The organism is Streptomyces sp. NPDC087845 (genome assembly GCF_044742755.1).
Taxonomy (GTDB): Bacteria; Actinomycetota; Actinomycetes; order Streptomycetales; family Streptomycetaceae; genus Streptomyces.
This window is the reverse complement of record NZ_JBIUVC010000004.1, coordinates 52,863-68,854: the sequence shown is the minus strand read 5'-3', so window position 1 is coordinate 68,854 and position 15,992 is coordinate 52,863. Positions and strand designations below refer to the sequence as shown.

Sequence of the window (15,992 nt, the reverse complement as noted above, 5' to 3'; positions counted from 1 at the left end):
GGGCACAACCGCGCACCCGGCCGGAGCGCGCGGCAATCCGCCCGTCACCTGACCTTCCGTCAGAATGGAACGTGTTCTACTCTTGCGCCGTTCCAGTGGCTGCGACCGGCGAGGATCCGCATGGGCATCGGAATCACCGAAGAACAGAGGGAGTTGGCGCAGGCCGTACGGGGGTGGCTGGCGCGCGCCGTACCGCCGGAGGAGATACGCAAGCTCCTCGACGCCGACGCTCCCGGTACCCCCGGCGTGCGCCCCGGGCACTGGGACGGGCTCGCCGAACAGGGCCTCCTCTCCATCCATCTGCCCGAGCGGTACGGGGGCGGGGGCGGCCAACTCCTCGACCTGGCGGTGGTCCTGGAGGAGGCGGGCCGGGCCGCGCTCCCCGGCCCGTATCTCGCGAGCTCCCTCGCCTCCGCCGTACTGCACGCGGCGGGGGCGGGCGAGCTGGTGCGCGACCTGGCGGCCGGTGCGCGCATCGGCGCCGTCGCCCTCGGCACCGGCACCCTCACGGCCGTCGAGCACGGGGACGGCCATCTGCTCGACGGCACCGCCCCGCCCGTCCTCTCCGGCGCCGACGCCGATCTCCTGCTGCTCTGCGCCGAATCGGCCGCCGGCCCCCTCTGGTTGGCCGTCGACGCCGCCGCCGACGGGCTGGCCGTCCGCCCGCACCGCAGCGCCGACCCGACCCGCCCCACGGCCGAGATCCGCGCCGAGGGCGTACTCGTCCCCGCGGAACGCGTCGTGCGGACCGACGCCGCGCACGTCCGCGACCTCGCCGCCGTCCTCCTCTCCGCCGAGGCGTGCGGTACCGCGGCCAGGGCGCTGCACACCGCCGCCGAATACGCCAAGGTCCGCGAGCAGTTCGGCCGGCCCATCGGCCGGTTCCAGGGCATCAAGCACCTCTGCGCCGACATGCTCGTACGGGTCGAACGGGCCCGCGCGCTGGCGTGGGACGCGGCCCGCGCCGCCGACGGGGAGGGGGACCCGGACGTACGGTCCATGGTCGCCGCCCTCGCCGCGTCGGACGCCCTCGACGCCGCGTACGGCTGCGCCAAGGACTGTGTCCAGATCCTCGGTGGCATCGGCTTCACCTGGGAGCACGACGCCCATCTGTATCTGCGCCGCGCCCTGGTGGCCCGGCAGCTGCTGGGGGCCGGTGACGCCCACCGGCTGCGGGCCGTCCGGCTGGCCGAGGGCGGGGCGCGCCGCGAACTCGCCCTCGAACTCCCCGCCGGGGCCGCGGCGTACCGGGCCGAGGCGCGCGAGGCCGTCGCCGCCGCCCGCGGCCTCGACCCGAAGGCCGCCCGCCGCGCGCTCGCACCGACCGGCTACGCCGCCCCGCATCTCCCCGCCCCCAGCGGGCTGGGCGCCGGACCGGTCCAGCAGCTCGCGATACAGCAGGAGTTGAGGGACCAGGGGGTGAAGCTGAGCGACCTCGGGATCGCCACCTGGGTGGTGCCCTCACTCATCGCCCACGGGACGGCACAGCAGCAGGAGCGCTATCTGCTGCCCACCCTGCGCGGTGAACTCCTGTGGTGCCAGCTGTTCTCGGAGCCCGGCGCGGGCTCCGACCTCGCCTCGCTGCGGACCAGGGCGGAGCGGACCGACGAGGGCTGGCGGATCAACGGGCAGAAGGTCTGGACGAGCGCCGCCCAAGCGGCCGACCACGGAATCCTGCTGGCCAGGACCGACCCGGACGCCCCCAAGCACCGGGGGCTCAGCTACTTCCTCGTCGACATGAAGAACACCGAGGGCATCGACATCCGCCCGCTGAAGGAGATCACCGGCGACTCCCTCTTCAACGAGGTGTACTTCGACGACGTCCTGCTGCCCGCCGACGCCGTCGTCGGCGAGATCGACGACGGCTGGCGGGTCGCCCGCAACACCCTCGGCAACGAACGCGTCCACATGGCCGACCAGATGACCTTCGACACCGGCCTGGAGGCGCTGATCGCCCGCTCCGGCGAACTCGACGGCACGTACCGGGCCCGTATCGGAGCACTCGCCGCCGAGGCCCACGCACTCGCCTGCATCGGACTGCGGACCACTCTGCGACAGGTCTCGGGTCTCGAACCGGGCGCGGGAGCCTCCATCCGCAAGCTCGTCCAGACCACCCACCAGCAGAAGGTCGCCGAGCTGGCCCTCGAACTCCTCGGCCCGGCCGGCGCGGTGGGCGAAGGGGCGGGCGAGCGGGCCGTGCACGGCTTCCTGATGTCCCGCTGCCTGACCATCGCGGGCGGTACCACCCAGGTTCAGCTCAATGTCGTCGCCGAGCGCATCCTCGGCCTTCCGCGCGACTGACGCGATCGAAGGGACTTGCCCATGAAGCCCGTGAAGCCTGTGAAACCCATGAAGCCCATGAAGCTCATGAAGGCGTACATCGTCGGCGTGGGAATGACGAAGTTCGAGAAGCCCGAGACGCGCGACTGGCAGTACTGGGACATGGCGAAGGAGGCCGGGACGGCGGCGCTCGCCGACGCCTCGGTCGCGTACGAGCAGGTCCAGCAGGCCGTCGTCGGCTACTGCTTCCAGCCCTCCACCGCCGGTCAGCGCGCCGTGTACGGACTCGGACTGACCGGCGTGCCCGTCTACAACGTCAACAACAACTGCGCCACCGGCGCCACCGCGCTCATGATGGCCCGGCAGTTCGTCGAGGGCGGCGGCAGCGACTGCGTCCTCGCGCTCGGCTTCGAGAAGATGACGCGCGGCGCGCTCGGCGGCGGAGGCGCCGACGGCGGTGCCGCAGACTTCAAGACCTCACCCGTCGCCCGGCACTACGGGATCATGGCCGCCGCCCACGGTTTCGAGATGAGCCCGCCCACCGCCCAGATCTTCGGCAACGCGGCCCGCGAGCACATGGAGCGGTACGGGACGACCGAGGCGCAGCTCGCCGCGGTCGGCGCCAAGAACCACCGGCACTCGGTGAACAACCCGTACGCCCAGTTCCAGGACCCGTACACGGTCGAGGAGATCCTCGCCGCGAAGACCATCCACCGCCCGCTGACCAAACTCCAGTGCTCACCCACCTCCGACGGATCGGCCGCCGCCGTCGTCGTGTCGGAGCGCTTCGTCGAGCGCCACGGCCTGGAGGACCGGGCCGTCGAGATCGTCGCCCAGGCCATGACCACCGACACCGAGGACTCCTTCGCCTCCGGCACCTGCGTCGACGCCGTGGGACAGCCGATGTCACGGGCCGCCGCCCGCCAGGTGTACGCGGCCTCGGGACTCTCGGCCACCGACCTCGACGTCATCGAGCTGCACGACTGCTTCTCCATCAACGAACTCCTCACCTACGAGGCGCTCGGCCTGTGCGGCGAGGGGGAGTCCGGAAAGCTCGTCGAGTCCGGGGCCACCACCTACGGCGGCCGGTGGGTGGTCAACCCGTCCGGTGGGCTGATCTCGAAGGGGCACCCGCTCGGCGCCACCGGAATCGCCCAGGCCGCGGAACTGACCTGGCAGCTCAGGGGCGAGGCACAGGGCCGGCAGGTGGAGGGCGCGCGGGTCGGCCTGGCGCACAACATCGGGCTCGGCGGGGCGGCGGTGGTGACGCTGCTGCGGCGCTAGGGACGCTCCGGCCGGCCGGGGCCGGAGACGGTCCCCGGCCGTGCCTTAGTACGTTGCCGTACCGTCCCCGGCCGTGCCCCTCGTACGTTGCCGTACCGTCCCTGGCCGTGCCTTAGTACGTTGCCCTACCGTCCCCGGCCGTGCTTTCGTACGCCGCCGGACCGAGCCGGGTCGGTCCGAATACCGATGTACGGGGCTCGGGGCGGCTGCGAGTATGACCGTCATGGTTGACGTCACGACGCCCGCGCCCCCGCAAGAACGGATCAGGACCCGCACCTGGGCGGCGGTGCTCGCCGCGTGTGTCGGCCAGTTCCTCGTCGTGCTCGACGTGTCCGTGGTCAATGTCGCCCTGCCGTCCATGCGTTCCGACCTCGGGATGAGCGCCGCCGGGCTGCAATGGGTGCTGAACGCCTACTCGATCGCGTTCGCCGGTTTCATGCTGCTCGGCGGGCGCGCCGCCGACATATACGGCCGCAAGCGGATGTTCCTGATAGGACTCGGCCTGTTCACGGCGGCCTCCCTGGCGGGTGGGCTCGCCCAGGAGGGCTGGCAGCTGCTGGCCGCCCGCGCCGCGCAGGGGCTCGGTGCCGCCGTGCTCGCCCCCGCCACCCTCACCCTGCTCACCACCACCGTCCCCGAGGGCCCGGCCAGGACCAAGGCGATCGGCACCTGGATGGCCGTCGGAGCGGGCGGCGGCGCGGCCGGCGGGCTGGTCGGCGGAGTACTCACCGACCTGCTCTCCTGGCGCTGGGTCCTGCTGATCAACGTACCGGTCGGTGTACTCGTCCTGGCCGGTGCGGCGGTCTGGCTCGCGGAGGGCCGGACGGGCGGCCGGCGGCGGATCGACTTCCTGGGCGCGATCCTCGTCACGGCGGGCCTCGCCTCCGTCGCGTACGGCATCGTGCAGACCGAGGAGTCGGGCTGGACCGCGGCGGCGACCCTGGTGCCGCTGCTCGGCGGGGTGGCCCTGCTCATCGCCTTCGTGGTGGTGGAGGCCGGGACCGCGGAGCCGCTGATGCCGCTCAGGGTGCTCGGGGCGCGGGCGGTGACGTCGGCGAACGCGGCGATGTTCGTGATCGGCTCCGCGACCTTCTCCATGTGGTACTTCATGACCGTGTACGCCCAGACCGTGCTGGGCTACACACCGCTGGAGGCCGGACTCGCCCTGATGCCGACGTCGTTGGCCGTCGTCCTGGGCTCGAAGTGCGCGCCCCGCGTCATGGCCCGGGTCGGGGCGAAGAACCTGGCGCTCATCGGTACGGCGATCGCCGCAGCGGGCTTCGGCTGGCAGTCCACGATGGGCGCCGACGGCTCCTACCTCACCTCGGTCTGCCTGCCCGGTGTCCTGATGATGGCCGGTGCCGGCCTGGCGTCCACCCCGCTCGCCTCCCTCGCCATCACGGGCGCGGCCCCCGGCGAGGCCGGTCTCGTCTCCGGCCTGGTCAACACCTCCCGCACGGTGGGCGGCGCGCTCGGTCTCGCCGTGCTCTCCACCGTCGCCGCCGCACGCACCGCGGGCGGCACCGGGCCGGAGGAGCTCACCGCCGGGTACGCGTTGGCGTTCCGGACGGCCGGTACGGTGCTGCTGGGCGGCCTGCTGCTGATGGCACTCTGGCTGCCGCGCCACCGGTCCGGCCGGCGGTCCTGAACCGGGCCCGGCCCACCGCTGGGCCCGCCTACAACCACCCCTGCTGCCGTGCCGCCCGCACCGCCTCCATCCGGTTGCGCGTACCCGTCTTGCCGATCGCCGACGACAGGTAGTTCCGTACCGTCGACTCGGACAGATGGAGCTTCGCCGCGATGTCGGCGACCGTCGCCCCGTCCACCGAGGCGTTCAGCGCGTCGCGTTCCCGCGCGGTCAGCGGGCTGGGCCCGGCGCTGAGTGCGGCGGCGGCCAGCGCCGGGTCGATGACCGTCTCGCCGCCGAGCACCCGGCGGATCGCGGTGGCGAGCTCCTCGACCGGTCCGTCCTTGACCAGGAATCCCGCCGCCCCGGCCTCCATCGCCCGGCGCAGGTAGCCGGGGCGGCCGAACGTGGTGAGGATCAGCACCCGGCAGTCCGGCACCTCCTCGCGCAGGTCGGCGGCGGCGTCCAGGCCGCTGCGGCCCGGGAGTTCGATGTCCAGGAGCGCCACGTCCGGACGGGAGAGGAGGGCGGCGTTCACGATCTCGTCCCCGGCGGCCACCTGGGCCACGACCTCGATGTCCGGTTCCAGGCCCAGCAGCAGGGCGAGCGCGCCCCGCATCATGCCCTGGTCCTCGGCGAGAAGAACTCTTACACACCTTACAGGGCGGTGGTCCTGCGGCATCTCGTCCATGTGCCAAGAGTACGCGCGGAGTTGCTGGTCAGAGCAGCAAGAAACCCCGCCCGGCACGTGGCCGAACGGGGCTCTCTGGACCCTCTGCGGGCCTGCCTGGCGGACGCTGATCACGTCGTAGGGGTCGGTCCCGCCCCGAGCTTCACGGCGTGTTCGGGGCACGCGTAGAGAGTCGTTCCGGGGCCGCTGTTGCTCTGTATCCAGCGGACAGGGACGGGGGCGTTGGTGAGCTTGTGGCACCGAATGCAGAGCGCGACTGTCACGGCGGGCGGTTCGCTGGTCAGCCCATCGCGGGTCATGCCGACACCCCCGCAGCGGCAAATGCGGACGCGGGGAAGGGGGCACCGTCGTATGTGTACGGGTAGTCCACGCCGAGCGTTGCGAGGGCTGCCGCGCGTCGTCGTTCGCGGATCACGCCGAGTTCCATCGTGGTCTCGGCTTGCTGCCGGAAGATTGCGGCGGCTTCTTCCTTGGTGGGGCTGGTCCAGGGTCGGGACCAGGGCGACACGGGGGCGGGCTCGGATGGTTCGGCGAGAAATTCGGCGGAGTGGCGTCCGGGGCGGCGAGGGGCGAGGACGGAGAGCACCCAAGCGAGGGTGTGGGCGATAAGATCGCGCATGTCGTTTCAGCTCCTAGCAAGCTGTTGCGGCTGAGCCCCGGCGGACCGGTCCTAAGCGGTCTTCCGGGGCGCTTTCGTGTTCAGGAGGTCACGCTAGGCCAACTTGTCTAACTCATCTACCTGTCTAACTGGTCTGCCTGTCTAAGTCGCCTAGGGTTGGCCGTTTGTCTACGCTCTCCTCCATGCCTGAGCACTCGCCTGACCCGCGCACTCCGCACGCGCCGTATATGACGGTTCTCGATGCGCTTACGGCGGAGATCAAAGCGGGGAGGATCAAGCCGGGCGAGAAGATCCCGTCGGATGCCGAACTGGTCCAGCGCTTCGGCGTGGCTCGGATGACTGCCCGGCGGGCCGTGGGAGTGCTCCGGGAACGCGGGCTCGTCCGGACCGAATGGGGCAAGGGGACGTTCGTGGTCGGCCCGGAGCCGGCGAGCGAGGACGACTAGTCGTCTTCCCCACGAGTGGCGACCGCCAGCACTGCCCGGAGTGCTTCCCATGTGGGGTCCGTGACGTCCCATGAGTGTCCGGCAGGGTGGTCGGCGAACATTCCGCACGCGTCGCCCCGGCTGTCGAGTACCGGGCACCAGGGCACTTGGGTGAGTGTTGCTTTGCGGTTGTTCCACCGGACCCAGACAGCATTGTCGGCGTCGTCCCACAGCATTTGGGCGTGGTCGTCGTCGTGGCCCTCGCCGAGTTCGCACAGTATGTGTCCGGAGTGGGCAGAGTGGCCGGGCGGGATCTGATTTGCGACGTCTTCCGGGGGGTGGAGCTTGGCTATGGCTGTGCATTGGTTCATGGGGCGGTCGGCTTCCTTCGGTGCGGTTGGGGCAGGGTGAGCTAGTCCGTGTCGTCCTGGTCGTCTGCTTCCTCGTAGAGGCGTCGTACTTCTTCGCGTGCTATGTCGGTCAGCAGGTCTCCGAGTGGGTCCGTCACGTCCCAGGAGTGGGTGGCGGAGTGCTGCGCAAACAGCCTGCAAACCCTTGTATGCCGAATGGGCAGTCGGCGACTGACGGCCTGGCATATGGGCCGTTCGTCAAAGCGGTACACGCGGTGCGCGCCGGTGCCGGTCCAGAACATCCACAGATCGCGCGCGTCTGGCAGTTCGACCGGCCAGAGTCGCGCAGCGTGCTCGGTGTACTCGTCGTGCTCGCCGAGTTCGCATAAAAGGTGGTCGTACAGCGCGAGCACGTCCGGCGGGTGGTCGGGGCCGTTCTCCATGTCCAGGAGCGCAACGAATGCGTCCAGCTCGGGTATGTCGGTAAGGGCTGTGCATTGCAGCACTTCTGTTCTCTCTCGTGGTGGTGGGGCAGCACCGAGCCCCGCCCATGCGCCACGTGAAGGCAGCATGGACAGGGCTCGGTTTCCTCACCGCGCGGGCGAATGCGCGGCACCCCTGAAAGACAGCAGTCCGTCATGATCGGACCGGCTCACATCTCGCGGGGCGGACCGGGGCGGGGAAGGGGCACGTCTGTCCCTACCAAGGCTTGTCCGGTCGGGGGCCGTCCGCTCGTCCGGAGTATGCGGGGGACAAGCGGACGGGGTCTATCCGATAGACGCGCGCCACTGTCCACGGGACAGATGGCACACTCCATCGGGAGTGATGCGGACCCGTGCGCCGAGCAATGGCAACGAGCCCAAGGTGTTCAGCCGATTTCGGATGCGCTCCAACTCTGTCCAGAGCCGTTGCGGGCCGCCCTGGTGGACTTCTGGCGGGTCGGTCCACTCGGCGGATGCGCGTGCCCACGAACCGTCGGGGTGCACCAGGTAGGCAGTCCGGTGCCGGTTGTGTTCTTCAAAGGCGAGTTCCACACCCGGTGTCATGACTTCCAGCATGGAACGCAGCTCCCACGCTTCGGCCACGTCGACCACGGGATAGCGGCCCGTACTGCGCTCATCCCCTTCCGTGTCTCGGGCGAGGGCGAACAGTTCGGTGAGGGCGGGCGGGTAGTCGTCTCCGGAGCGGGTGAGCATGAACCCGGCCATGTCCCGTTCGACTTGCCCGATCACGTCCCCGTCTCCGTGCTTCCATCCGGTGACGATCAGACAGGTTCGCCCGATGGTTGTAGCGATCCGTCCGCCCGGAACCAGCGCGGCAAGGGCGGGACGGAGCCCCGGACCGGCGGGCAGCCCTACCGTGGAAACGATTCGCTCGTAGGAGCCCGGTACTTGGTCGGTCGCGTCCGCGGTGACGAACTCGGGGTGAAAGCCCATTCGTGCGAGCCGTTCACCGGCCGCGCTGGTCAGATACGGGTCCACGTCCAGACTCGTCACGTTCTCGGCCCCGATGCGACGGGCCGCGTACGCGGTGAGCCCTCCGGCTCCGGTACCCAGATCGAGCAACGGCAGCCCGTCCCCAAGCCGCCCATGCCGAAGCATACGGACCACCAGACTCGGCAGCGTGGCCGACGACGTAGGCAGCCCCTCGGGGTGATCGCCGGGCTTCGCGTGGTCGGCGTGCAACGGGCCAACTTTGGTGACCAACGACCTGTCCGCATAGGCGGCTTTCGCCCATGCTTCCGGGTCGCTCGCTCCGTCGCGGAGAATCCACGTGCCCGAGTCGTCCACGTCCCACCAGTGTGGGACCAGCTCGTGACGGGGCACGCTCGCTACGGGGGCAAGCCACCGAGAATCCGGGTCGGTCACCTGGTTGGCGAGCCTGCCCGCCCTTTTCTCCCAATCCATGTTGCCAAGCCTTTCAGTCGTAGGCGGGGCCGCACGCTTCGTTGTTCGCCGGGTTGCAGTCGCTGGAGTCGTCCGGGGGGCACGCGTTGCGGGCGGGCATGGGGATGCTCGCTGCGAGGGACGCCCATTCCTTACCGCCGAACAGCTCGGCGAGCCTGGTTTCCCTCACGTTGCCCACCGGGAAGTCCCGCGCAAGCACGCAGCCGGCGAGATCCCCGTTCGGCAGGATGGCAGCGCGTCCGCGCGTGCACCGCCCGCACATTTCGTCAAGGTTCGACCCCTGTCCGGGCAGCATGGCGCGTCCGACCGCACGGGCCCGGTCCACGATGATCTGCTTCACGCCCATGGATTCCAGCTCGGCCCGTGCTTCGGCGACATGCTGCCCCGGCAGAACTTCCACGATTCCGGCCCGCACGGTGATTCCGCGCGTGATCGCTTCCCGGATGTTCGTCCTGGTGCGTACGTAGCTGTTCTTCCGCCCGGTGATCTTGTCGTGTTCTACCGGGTCGTTGCTGTAGTAGCTCGTTCCGAGCGTCACCCCGTCACGGGCGAACATGTCCCACCACTCGTCCCGAACGTGGAACAGGTTGGAGAACACTTCCACGCGCATCCCGAGTGAGAGCGCCAGTTCGGCGAACTCCTGCCAGTTCGGGTGAACGGTGGGCTCACCGCCGATGAGCTGGATGGTGCGCACGCTGAGCGCGGCGGCGTCGATGATGACTGTTCGCCAGTCCTCGGGGGTCATGGTGCCGTGCGTCGCCTGCGGGCTGGACTCCGACAGGCAGTGCGTGCACGTGAGCTGACACTTTCCCGTGATCTCCAGTTCAAGGGACTGGATACCGGCGAGGGATTCGCGGGTCGGGGGCTCAATGAGCGTCGTCATGCTGTGTTCCTCACTCTCGGATGTGCACGGTCCAGAACTTCAGCGCTGGACAGTTCGCAGCGCTCTGCTAGGTGGTTGTCGGTGTGTTCGGCGAGCCGGTCCCGGACGACGTAGACCAGTCGGCGACACCGGGCACCGGGACAGCGCAACGTCCGGATATCACTGGTGCGCTCGTCCCGGAATACCTGGTGCAGGTAGGGGAGTTGCCTCACGCTCGCTGCCCCGGCGGGGGAACACCGGGCCCACGCAGAATCGCGGCTTCCGAACGGTCTCGGCGGGGTTCGCCCCACTCGTCGAACTGCGAGGCAAGCCACTTTGAATCCACGCCCCACGTGCGGCACAGATTCAGCATGGATGCACCGTCGCGGTACGCCTGCACCACGTCGTTCCGGTGCGCAAGCAACTCAACTCTTGCAGCCTTGACTTCGGCCTTGCTACGGCGGTACACGCGTCCTCCTCAGTCGTTCCCTGTACGGGTCACTTGTCGGAGTGGTCCCGGTCGGCCGCGTTGTCCTGCGTCGCTTCCTCCCGTCCCTGTTGGCGGATGTCCACGGGGACTTCGTGTAACAGCGCCTTGCGCTGTGCTGCGGCCTGGTTGTCGGCGGGGGTTGTCGGCTCCCCGCCCGTCATGCGCTTGGCTTCCTTCTTCACAGCCGCCACGGTGGGACTGGACTTCTTACCGAACACTGTTCGCGTCATGTCTTTCTGCGTGCCGAATCCGGCCCCGGTTGGGGTCGGGGGTGCTCGGCTCCGCCCTCTGTCGTCACACGAAGCCGAGCGACCCGCCATCGGGTGAGCTACCGGGCGTGAGTGGTCCGGAGCCTTGGGAAGTCCCTGCCGATGACGGAAGTGGTGGGGTGGACTACAGCGGGGGTTCTTCCAACTCCGCTGTCACGACTTGCGACCGCTCCGGATCAACTCGCCCCACTCCGCGAAGCGCGCGCGGAGCCAATCGCGATCCACGCCCGACACCGTGGCGAGTTCCTTCATCGTCGTCCCGTTCCGGTACTTGGCGATCAGTTCGTCTCGGGCCGCAACCGCGGCTTCGCGGGCTGCCATCACTTCTGCGGGGGTCCGGCGGGTGCGGGAGCGCTGATTGAAGCTGGGGCTTCCCATGTCTGCCTGATCTTTCATCTGCTGGGTGGAGCCGCCCGACTGCCACCGTCCCCATGACAAGGGGCAGCCGGGCGGGGTCTGGTGGGGGTTAGGCGCTGATCAGTGAGCCCGTCTTGGGCGTGAATTCGGGTATGAGGAGGGGGCGGGCGGTGAGCCCGTACCAGCACGTCTCATCCCTGGCGATGAACTCGAACTCTGCCCCCGTGGCGAGCCGGTGCAACGCGTCGTCCTGGTGCTCGTCGTCGCTCGCCCACGCACGTAACTCGGCCGGTGCGTCAGCCACGGACAGGGGCACCGGCCGTAACACGAACCGGGGAATCCACGGGGCGTCCGGGTCCGGATCTAACCCGTTCGCGAGCCGTTCGGCCTCTTCCCGGAGCCACCGGAGCGCAAGCCGGGGAGTTGCGACGAGTACTCCGCCGAGATAGACGGTCGTCCGGTCGTCGCCCGCGTATGCCTCGGCAAGGTACTGACCTTGAAACGCGGAAGGGTTCGCGCTCACAGTCCGCCCCGCCTACTTCTGAGGTTCCGCAACGCGTTCTCGGCGCTCAGTCGCTCGGCGGGGGTCAGCGCGCGGACCCATTCGGGTTCGGCTTCCCACTCGACCCCGCCACCGACCGGCCGCAGCGACCAGTACGGGCCGGCGAGCCCGCGGAACTCGCCCACACGATCACTATGGTTCGCATCCGCCATGAGCGTGCCAGGGGGCGGGACGTGTGGGGGTTCCTGTCCGTTCGGGGGACCGTTCTTTGCAGGCACGGGCCGCTCCTCTCCGTAGTGCTTCCACTACCAGGGCGGCCCAGCGTGGCCTACAGTCGGGCTGTCTTCAACTTACGCAGGCTGACAGGCAAGTTAGGTGCCAGATGGTGAACCGAAAGGAACTAGACCCCGAGCGGTCGCCGAGTGCGGCGTTTGGGGCACGTCTTCGCAGCTTGCGGGATGAGCGCGGCTGGACACAGGACGAGCTCGGCGAGCGCATGGGGTGTTCCGGGGCGCATATTTCTGCCGTTGAAACCGGTCGGCGGACTCCAACTCAACAGTTCGCAGCAAGTGCTGACAGGACGTTCGGCACCGGAGATCGGTTCGAACGTCAGAGCCGGGCCGTCAGACACAGGGCGTTACTTGAGGGGTTCCCGGAGTACGTCACTCACGAGGGGCGCGCGGTAGAAATCAGGCTCTATGAAGTCGGTGTCATACCTGGCCTGCTCCAGACACAGGAGTACGCATCAGCGCTCGGAGACAGCACCGTGAAACGGGGCGTTGCCTCGCGGGAGCAAGCTGACGAACGGATTGCGCTGGTTGCGCAGCGTCAAGCGTCGCTCACACGAACACCGCCCCCGTTGGTTTTCGTGGTGCTCGATGAAAGCTGCCTCCTCCGCCCCATCGGGGACAGCGCCCTTATGGACGCACAGTTCACGCGCCTGGTGGAGTTTGCCGAGCTGCCGAACACCGTGCTTCAGGTCGCCCCGTTCGACATCGGGGTTCGTCGTCCGATGACGTTGCCGGTAACCGTGCTCACGATGCCAGACCGCTCGCTCATGTCGTACGCGGAGTCCGCCAATCGGGGCCACCTTGAGCGGGACAGCGCTTCGGTATTGCCCATCCTGACGGACTACCATCAACTACAGGCCGAAGCGCTGGCGCGAGCGGCGTCCGTGGCCATGATCAGCCAGTTACGAAAGGGCACCCCGTGACGACCGAATCCCCCCGTTGGTTCAAGTCCTCATTCAGCGAGAACGGCGGCCAGTGCATCGAGGTCGCCGCAAACCTCGTCGTTCCGCGCGGCGTGGTCCCCGTCCGTGACTCCAAGAACCTCGGCGGCCCGGTTCTGAACGTTCCCGCCGGCTCGTTCGCCTCGTTCGTGGCAGGCGTCAAGGCCGGAGAGTTCGGCACCGTCTGACCGCCCGACCGGCGCGCACCGATCCCGAACACGTCGCAACGACGAAAGCCCCGCCACGCCCCGATTTGGGAGCATGGCGGGGCTTTGGTCACGCTGCCTGGTGGTGTACCGCGGAGCGTGCGAGGCTGCCGAGATTCAGCCCGGCGGGGGGCTTCTGATCAGGGTGCCGGTCGGTGAGGTACACGCCCCATCCTTGGACAAGCCGGGGCGCCGTGGGCATGGGATGCACGGACACGCCGTATCGCTCGGTGATGCCGGCTCGGCGGAGAGCGCGCGCCATGCGGAACGCGAGGTTGTACGCGTCCGCTTCTCGGGCCGCAGACTCCACGATGGTCCGCGTTTCGGTGGCGGTCATGCGACCAACGTCAGACCGGTGCGTCGGTTTTCGGGGTAGTGCTGCCCGTACGCGCATCCGGTCATGGGCTCGTCGTGCTGGACCCAGAGTCCGCATGGGTGCTGCACCCACTCGACAGAACCAACCAGAGAGTGTGTTCGGGGCTCGCGGGCGAGCAGCCGAAAGCCGGGCAGGGTGATAAGTCCTCGCAGCAGTCGCGAGACCATGCGCCCCTGTGATTCCAGGACCCGCAACAGGTCCTCGCATGACCGAATCCGGTCTTCCCCCAATACGTCCGGCAGGCTGCCACACGCTTCCCACGTGCCGTTGGTGCCGGGAACCTCAACCGATGTGTGTACCTCGTAATCCTCGCGGTGCGTAACCATTCCCTCGCGGTAGTACAGGTGTTCGATATATGGAAGTCTCATATCTTACGTGACCGGGCTCACACGGTCGCATGCGTGAATCGGACCGTCTAGTCCGTTTCCGGGCCCCACCTGCATTGACCGTACGCATGGCAACTCGTGTTCCCGGTTGCGATCTCGTGCGCGCGGCGAGCCCGGCAGTCACAGCAAGTTAGGTCCGAACCTATTCGCCCTAGGCTAGTGGGCGGTGTGGTCTCCCCGCGCTCTGCCTCACGACCACTGCGGCCACCCCGTGAGGGTGCGTGTTGCACGGGCAGAGCTGTTAATGAGGGTCGGGCACTCAGACCGCCGTTTCCGGGCTGGCGGGGTGCGCGGTAACCCGCTCTCACTGTGTTGTGGGGACCAGCGAATTCCCGTCCCCGCCGTGCGGTGAACGTGGCTCGCTCGGTCCCTCACTGCGGTGTGGGGACCACGGGATTCCCAAGCGCCGAACATGGCGGGATGACGGTTGGACGGACGATTTGGTTTTCTCTCTATTTTTTTATGTACATACGAAAACAACCCTCTAACCGTCATACCGCCATAGGGTCCGCCCGCTGGCCCGGCTGCCGCTAGGCGGGCCCCGGAGCGTCCGCGAGCGGGCATGGCAAAGCCCCGGCGGGTCCGGAGACCTACCGGGGCTGTCTCGCCTCGCTACGCGGCTTGCTCGTATTTTGTGCGCTCGGTGCTTTTGGCCCAAGCGATCGTCAGACGTGAGTCACCGTCGAACTTCGCCCCTCGCCGGGGGGCTCGGCGCACTGTGATGCGGTCGATAGCCAGACGGAGCAGGTCACGCTTCAAGTAGGGGTCTGCGTCGTTCCATGCCGCTGTCAGATCCTCCACGGACAGGGAGAGGAACGGGAGTTGGACCCTGCCAACCGACCCATGCTTAGCCGCTTCCTCCTTGGCCGCTTCCACGGCTTCCGTGGCTTCGGCAAGTTGCTGGAAGTAATAGCGCTCGGCTGCCCCGGTGTACTGCTTGCGCGTCCGTACAAGCCCCGCCAAGTCGGCTTCCGCAGCGTCCAGCACAGCACGGGCCGTGTGCTCCTCGGAAGTTTCCTCGGGCTTCATGCGGGCGGCCCACCGTTCGGAGACGGCAACCATGCGGCATTCGTGAGCCGGGCCATCCGAGGCACTGCAACAGCCCAGTAAGAAGGTGCTTCGCGCGGGTATCCCTGGCTCGGTTCGGGACAGGGATCACGTTGTTGCCCGCAAGGTTGTTTTGCACCGTGCGCTGTTGGTCCCGCGTAATCAGTGCCGTGCCCCGGAGCGTCACCAACTCGCCCTTGACGTTGCGGTACGGCTCGGGGTGTCCGGGGCGAATCTGGATCACCTGCGTGCCGTAGTAGGCAGGGTTCCGGGTCATCCGGTAAACGTATGCAAAGCCCCATGACTTGCCGCCGGGCGAGGGCACGCCCATCCCGTTGAGCCAACGACATACGCCCCGCGTGGACTCTCCGTCCTCGGCGATCATGCGGAACATCTCGCGTACCAGCGCGGCGCGGGTCCATTCCTTGCGGGTCGCTACGTGGCAGATGAACGGTTCTTCATCCGGTGACAGCACGCGGTCCCGAGAGACCGTGTACCCGTAGGGGGCCCGGCCGGCGACCCACCTTCCTGCGTCGCGCTGTTCTTCCTTGGTGTCGCAGACCCGCTTGGAAAGTCCCTCGCTGTACTCGCGGGCTTCCTCGGCGCGGTTGATGATCCAGCGGCGGTCGCGCGGCTCGTTGGAGTCCAACCCGTCCATGTCGAAGATGACGCGCGCCTTGCCGATGAGCTTCAACAGATCCTCGGCACCCTTGCGGCTGAACCGGTCGATTGCGTACGCCCACAGCGCCGGAACGTCCTCGTCGGCGAGGGCTGCCAAAGCACGGTCAAAGTCGGAGCGCTTCACTGCCTTGAACGCGCTCGCGATGTCCTTCCACACCTTCCGCACGGCGTAGCCCTTGCGGTGGCTCCAGCGGTGTCCCTGCTCTGTCTGCGCGTCGGTGCTCTGTTCCCTGCGGTGGTCGTCCCGGCTGAGCTTCTTGGACTTCCGGACGTACAGGTCTATGGCGTTCGGCTCGGACTCTCCGCAGATGGCACAGACGTAAGTGACTGACATGATCACGCGCTCCCGATAGGCAGTAACCCTCAGGGCACGTAGGGACCAACAGATTCCAGGAGTGGAAA

At 68.3% G+C, this 15,992-nt stretch carries 17 protein-coding genes; 6 read left to right on the top strand and 11 right to left on the bottom strand.

Features of this window, described 5'->3' with window-relative positions; genetic code table 11:
- The first annotated feature begins 120 nt into the window (after positions 1–120).
- From ACIOMQ_RS12290 to ACIOMQ_RS12280, 3 genes are all read left to right on the top strand, one after another.
- Complete coding sequence (locus ACIOMQ_RS12290; protein ID WP_362194794.1) at positions 121–2,301, top strand: acyl-CoA dehydrogenase; 2,181 nt, start codon at positions 121–123, stop codon at positions 2,299–2,301.
- Positions 2,302–2,367: 66 nt separating this feature from the next.
- Positions 2,368–3,564 carry a lipid-transfer protein gene (locus ACIOMQ_RS12285; RefSeq protein WP_362194957.1) on the top strand — a complete coding sequence of 399 codons (1,197 nt, stop codon included), beginning with the start codon at positions 2,368–2,370 and terminating at the stop codon, positions 3,562–3,564.
- Positions 3,565–3,778: 214 nt separating this feature from the next.
- Positions 3,779–5,212: a DHA2 family efflux MFS transporter permease subunit gene (locus ACIOMQ_RS12280; RefSeq protein WP_401937601.1), complete on the top strand. Its 1,434-nt coding sequence runs from the start codon at positions 3,779–3,781 to the stop codon at positions 5,210–5,212.
- A 28-nt stretch (positions 5,213–5,240) separates the two neighbouring features.
- On the opposite strand, the gene ACIOMQ_RS12275 is transcribed toward ACIOMQ_RS12280, so the two are convergent.
- Entirely contained in the window at positions 5,241–5,882 is a 642-nt protein-coding gene (locus tag ACIOMQ_RS12275; RefSeq protein ID WP_401263849.1) for a response regulator, read from the bottom strand.
- 295 nt (positions 5,883–6,177) lie between these two features.
- Positions 6,178–6,501 (bottom strand): hypothetical protein, encoded by a 324-nt coding sequence (locus tag ACIOMQ_RS12270; protein ID WP_401986220.1) that lies wholly within the window; start codon positions 6,499–6,501, stop codon positions 6,178–6,180.
- Positions 6,502–6,683: 182 nt separating this feature from the next.
- Between ACIOMQ_RS12270 and ACIOMQ_RS12265 the strand changes: the two genes are divergently transcribed.
- A complete protein-coding gene (locus ACIOMQ_RS12265; protein WP_401263847.1) occupies positions 6,684–6,947 on the top strand; it encodes a GntR family transcriptional regulator in 264 nt (87 codons plus the stop codon).
- 391 nt (positions 6,948–7,338) lie between these two features.
- Here the strand turns inward: ACIOMQ_RS12265 and ACIOMQ_RS12260 are convergent, their stop codons facing one another.
- The 7 genes from ACIOMQ_RS12260 to ACIOMQ_RS12230 all read right to left on the bottom strand — a co-directional run bounded on the left by ACIOMQ_RS12260 (position 7,339) and on the right by ACIOMQ_RS12230 (position 11,875).
- Positions 7,339–7,782 (bottom strand): hypothetical protein, encoded by a 444-nt coding sequence (locus ACIOMQ_RS12260; protein WP_402188898.1) that lies wholly within the window; start codon positions 7,780–7,782, stop codon positions 7,339–7,341.
- 261 nt (positions 7,783–8,043) lie between these two features.
- Positions 8,044–9,183 (bottom strand): methyltransferase domain-containing protein, encoded by a 1,140-nt coding sequence (locus tag ACIOMQ_RS12255; protein ID WP_401986216.1) that lies wholly within the window; start codon positions 9,181–9,183, stop codon positions 8,044–8,046.
- Between the two features lie 13 nt (positions 9,184–9,196).
- Entirely contained in the window at positions 9,197–10,066 is an 870-nt protein-coding gene (locus ACIOMQ_RS12250; protein WP_401263840.1) for a radical SAM protein, read from the bottom strand.
- 477 nt (positions 10,067–10,543) lie between these two features.
- Positions 10,544–10,765 (bottom strand): hypothetical protein, encoded by a 222-nt coding sequence (locus tag ACIOMQ_RS12245; protein ID WP_401263838.1) that lies wholly within the window; start codon positions 10,763–10,765, stop codon positions 10,544–10,546.
- Between the two features lie 192 nt (positions 10,766–10,957).
- Positions 10,958–11,182 carry a hypothetical protein gene (locus tag ACIOMQ_RS12240; protein ID WP_402188895.1) on the bottom strand — a complete coding sequence of 75 codons (225 nt, stop codon included), beginning with the start codon at positions 11,180–11,182 and terminating at the stop codon, positions 10,958–10,960.
- An 88-nt stretch (positions 11,183–11,270) separates the two neighbouring features.
- Positions 11,271–11,465 carry a hypothetical protein gene (locus ACIOMQ_RS12235; RefSeq protein WP_401263834.1) on the bottom strand — a complete coding sequence of 65 codons (195 nt, stop codon included), beginning with the start codon at positions 11,463–11,465 and terminating at the stop codon, positions 11,271–11,273.
- 215 nt (positions 11,466–11,680) lie between these two features.
- Positions 11,681–11,875, bottom strand: coding sequence for a hypothetical protein (locus tag ACIOMQ_RS12230; protein ID WP_401263832.1), 195 nt, complete (start codon positions 11,873–11,875; stop codon positions 11,681–11,683).
- A gap of 170 nt (positions 11,876–12,045) precedes the next feature.
- Here ACIOMQ_RS12230 and ACIOMQ_RS12225 point away from each other — a divergent pair, with 170 nt between their 5' ends.
- A complete protein-coding gene (locus ACIOMQ_RS12225; protein ID WP_401263830.1) occupies positions 12,046–12,876 on the top strand; it encodes a helix-turn-helix domain-containing protein in 831 nt (276 codons plus the stop codon).
- On the top strand, positions 12,873–13,082 hold the full coding sequence (locus ACIOMQ_RS12220; protein WP_401263828.1) for a DUF397 domain-containing protein: 210 nt from the start codon (positions 12,873–12,875) through the stop codon (positions 13,080–13,082). The genes ACIOMQ_RS12225 and ACIOMQ_RS12220 overlap by 4 nt, the downstream gene beginning before the upstream one ends.
- A gap of 88 nt (positions 13,083–13,170) precedes the next feature.
- Here the strand turns inward: ACIOMQ_RS12220 and ACIOMQ_RS12215 are convergent, their stop codons facing one another.
- Together ACIOMQ_RS12215 and ACIOMQ_RS12210 are read right to left on the bottom strand one after the other, a co-directional pair.
- Positions 13,171–13,437 (bottom strand): hypothetical protein, encoded by a 267-nt coding sequence (locus tag ACIOMQ_RS12215; RefSeq protein ID WP_402188893.1) that lies wholly within the window; start codon positions 13,435–13,437, stop codon positions 13,171–13,173.
- Between the two features lie 1,272 nt (positions 13,438–14,709).
- The gene (locus ACIOMQ_RS12210) at positions 14,710–15,924 is read right to left on the bottom strand and encodes a recombinase family protein (RefSeq protein ID WP_402188891.1); all 1,215 of its coding nucleotides are present in this window, start codon (positions 15,922–15,924) and stop codon (positions 14,710–14,712) included.
- Between the last annotated feature and the right edge of the window lie 68 nt (positions 15,925–15,992).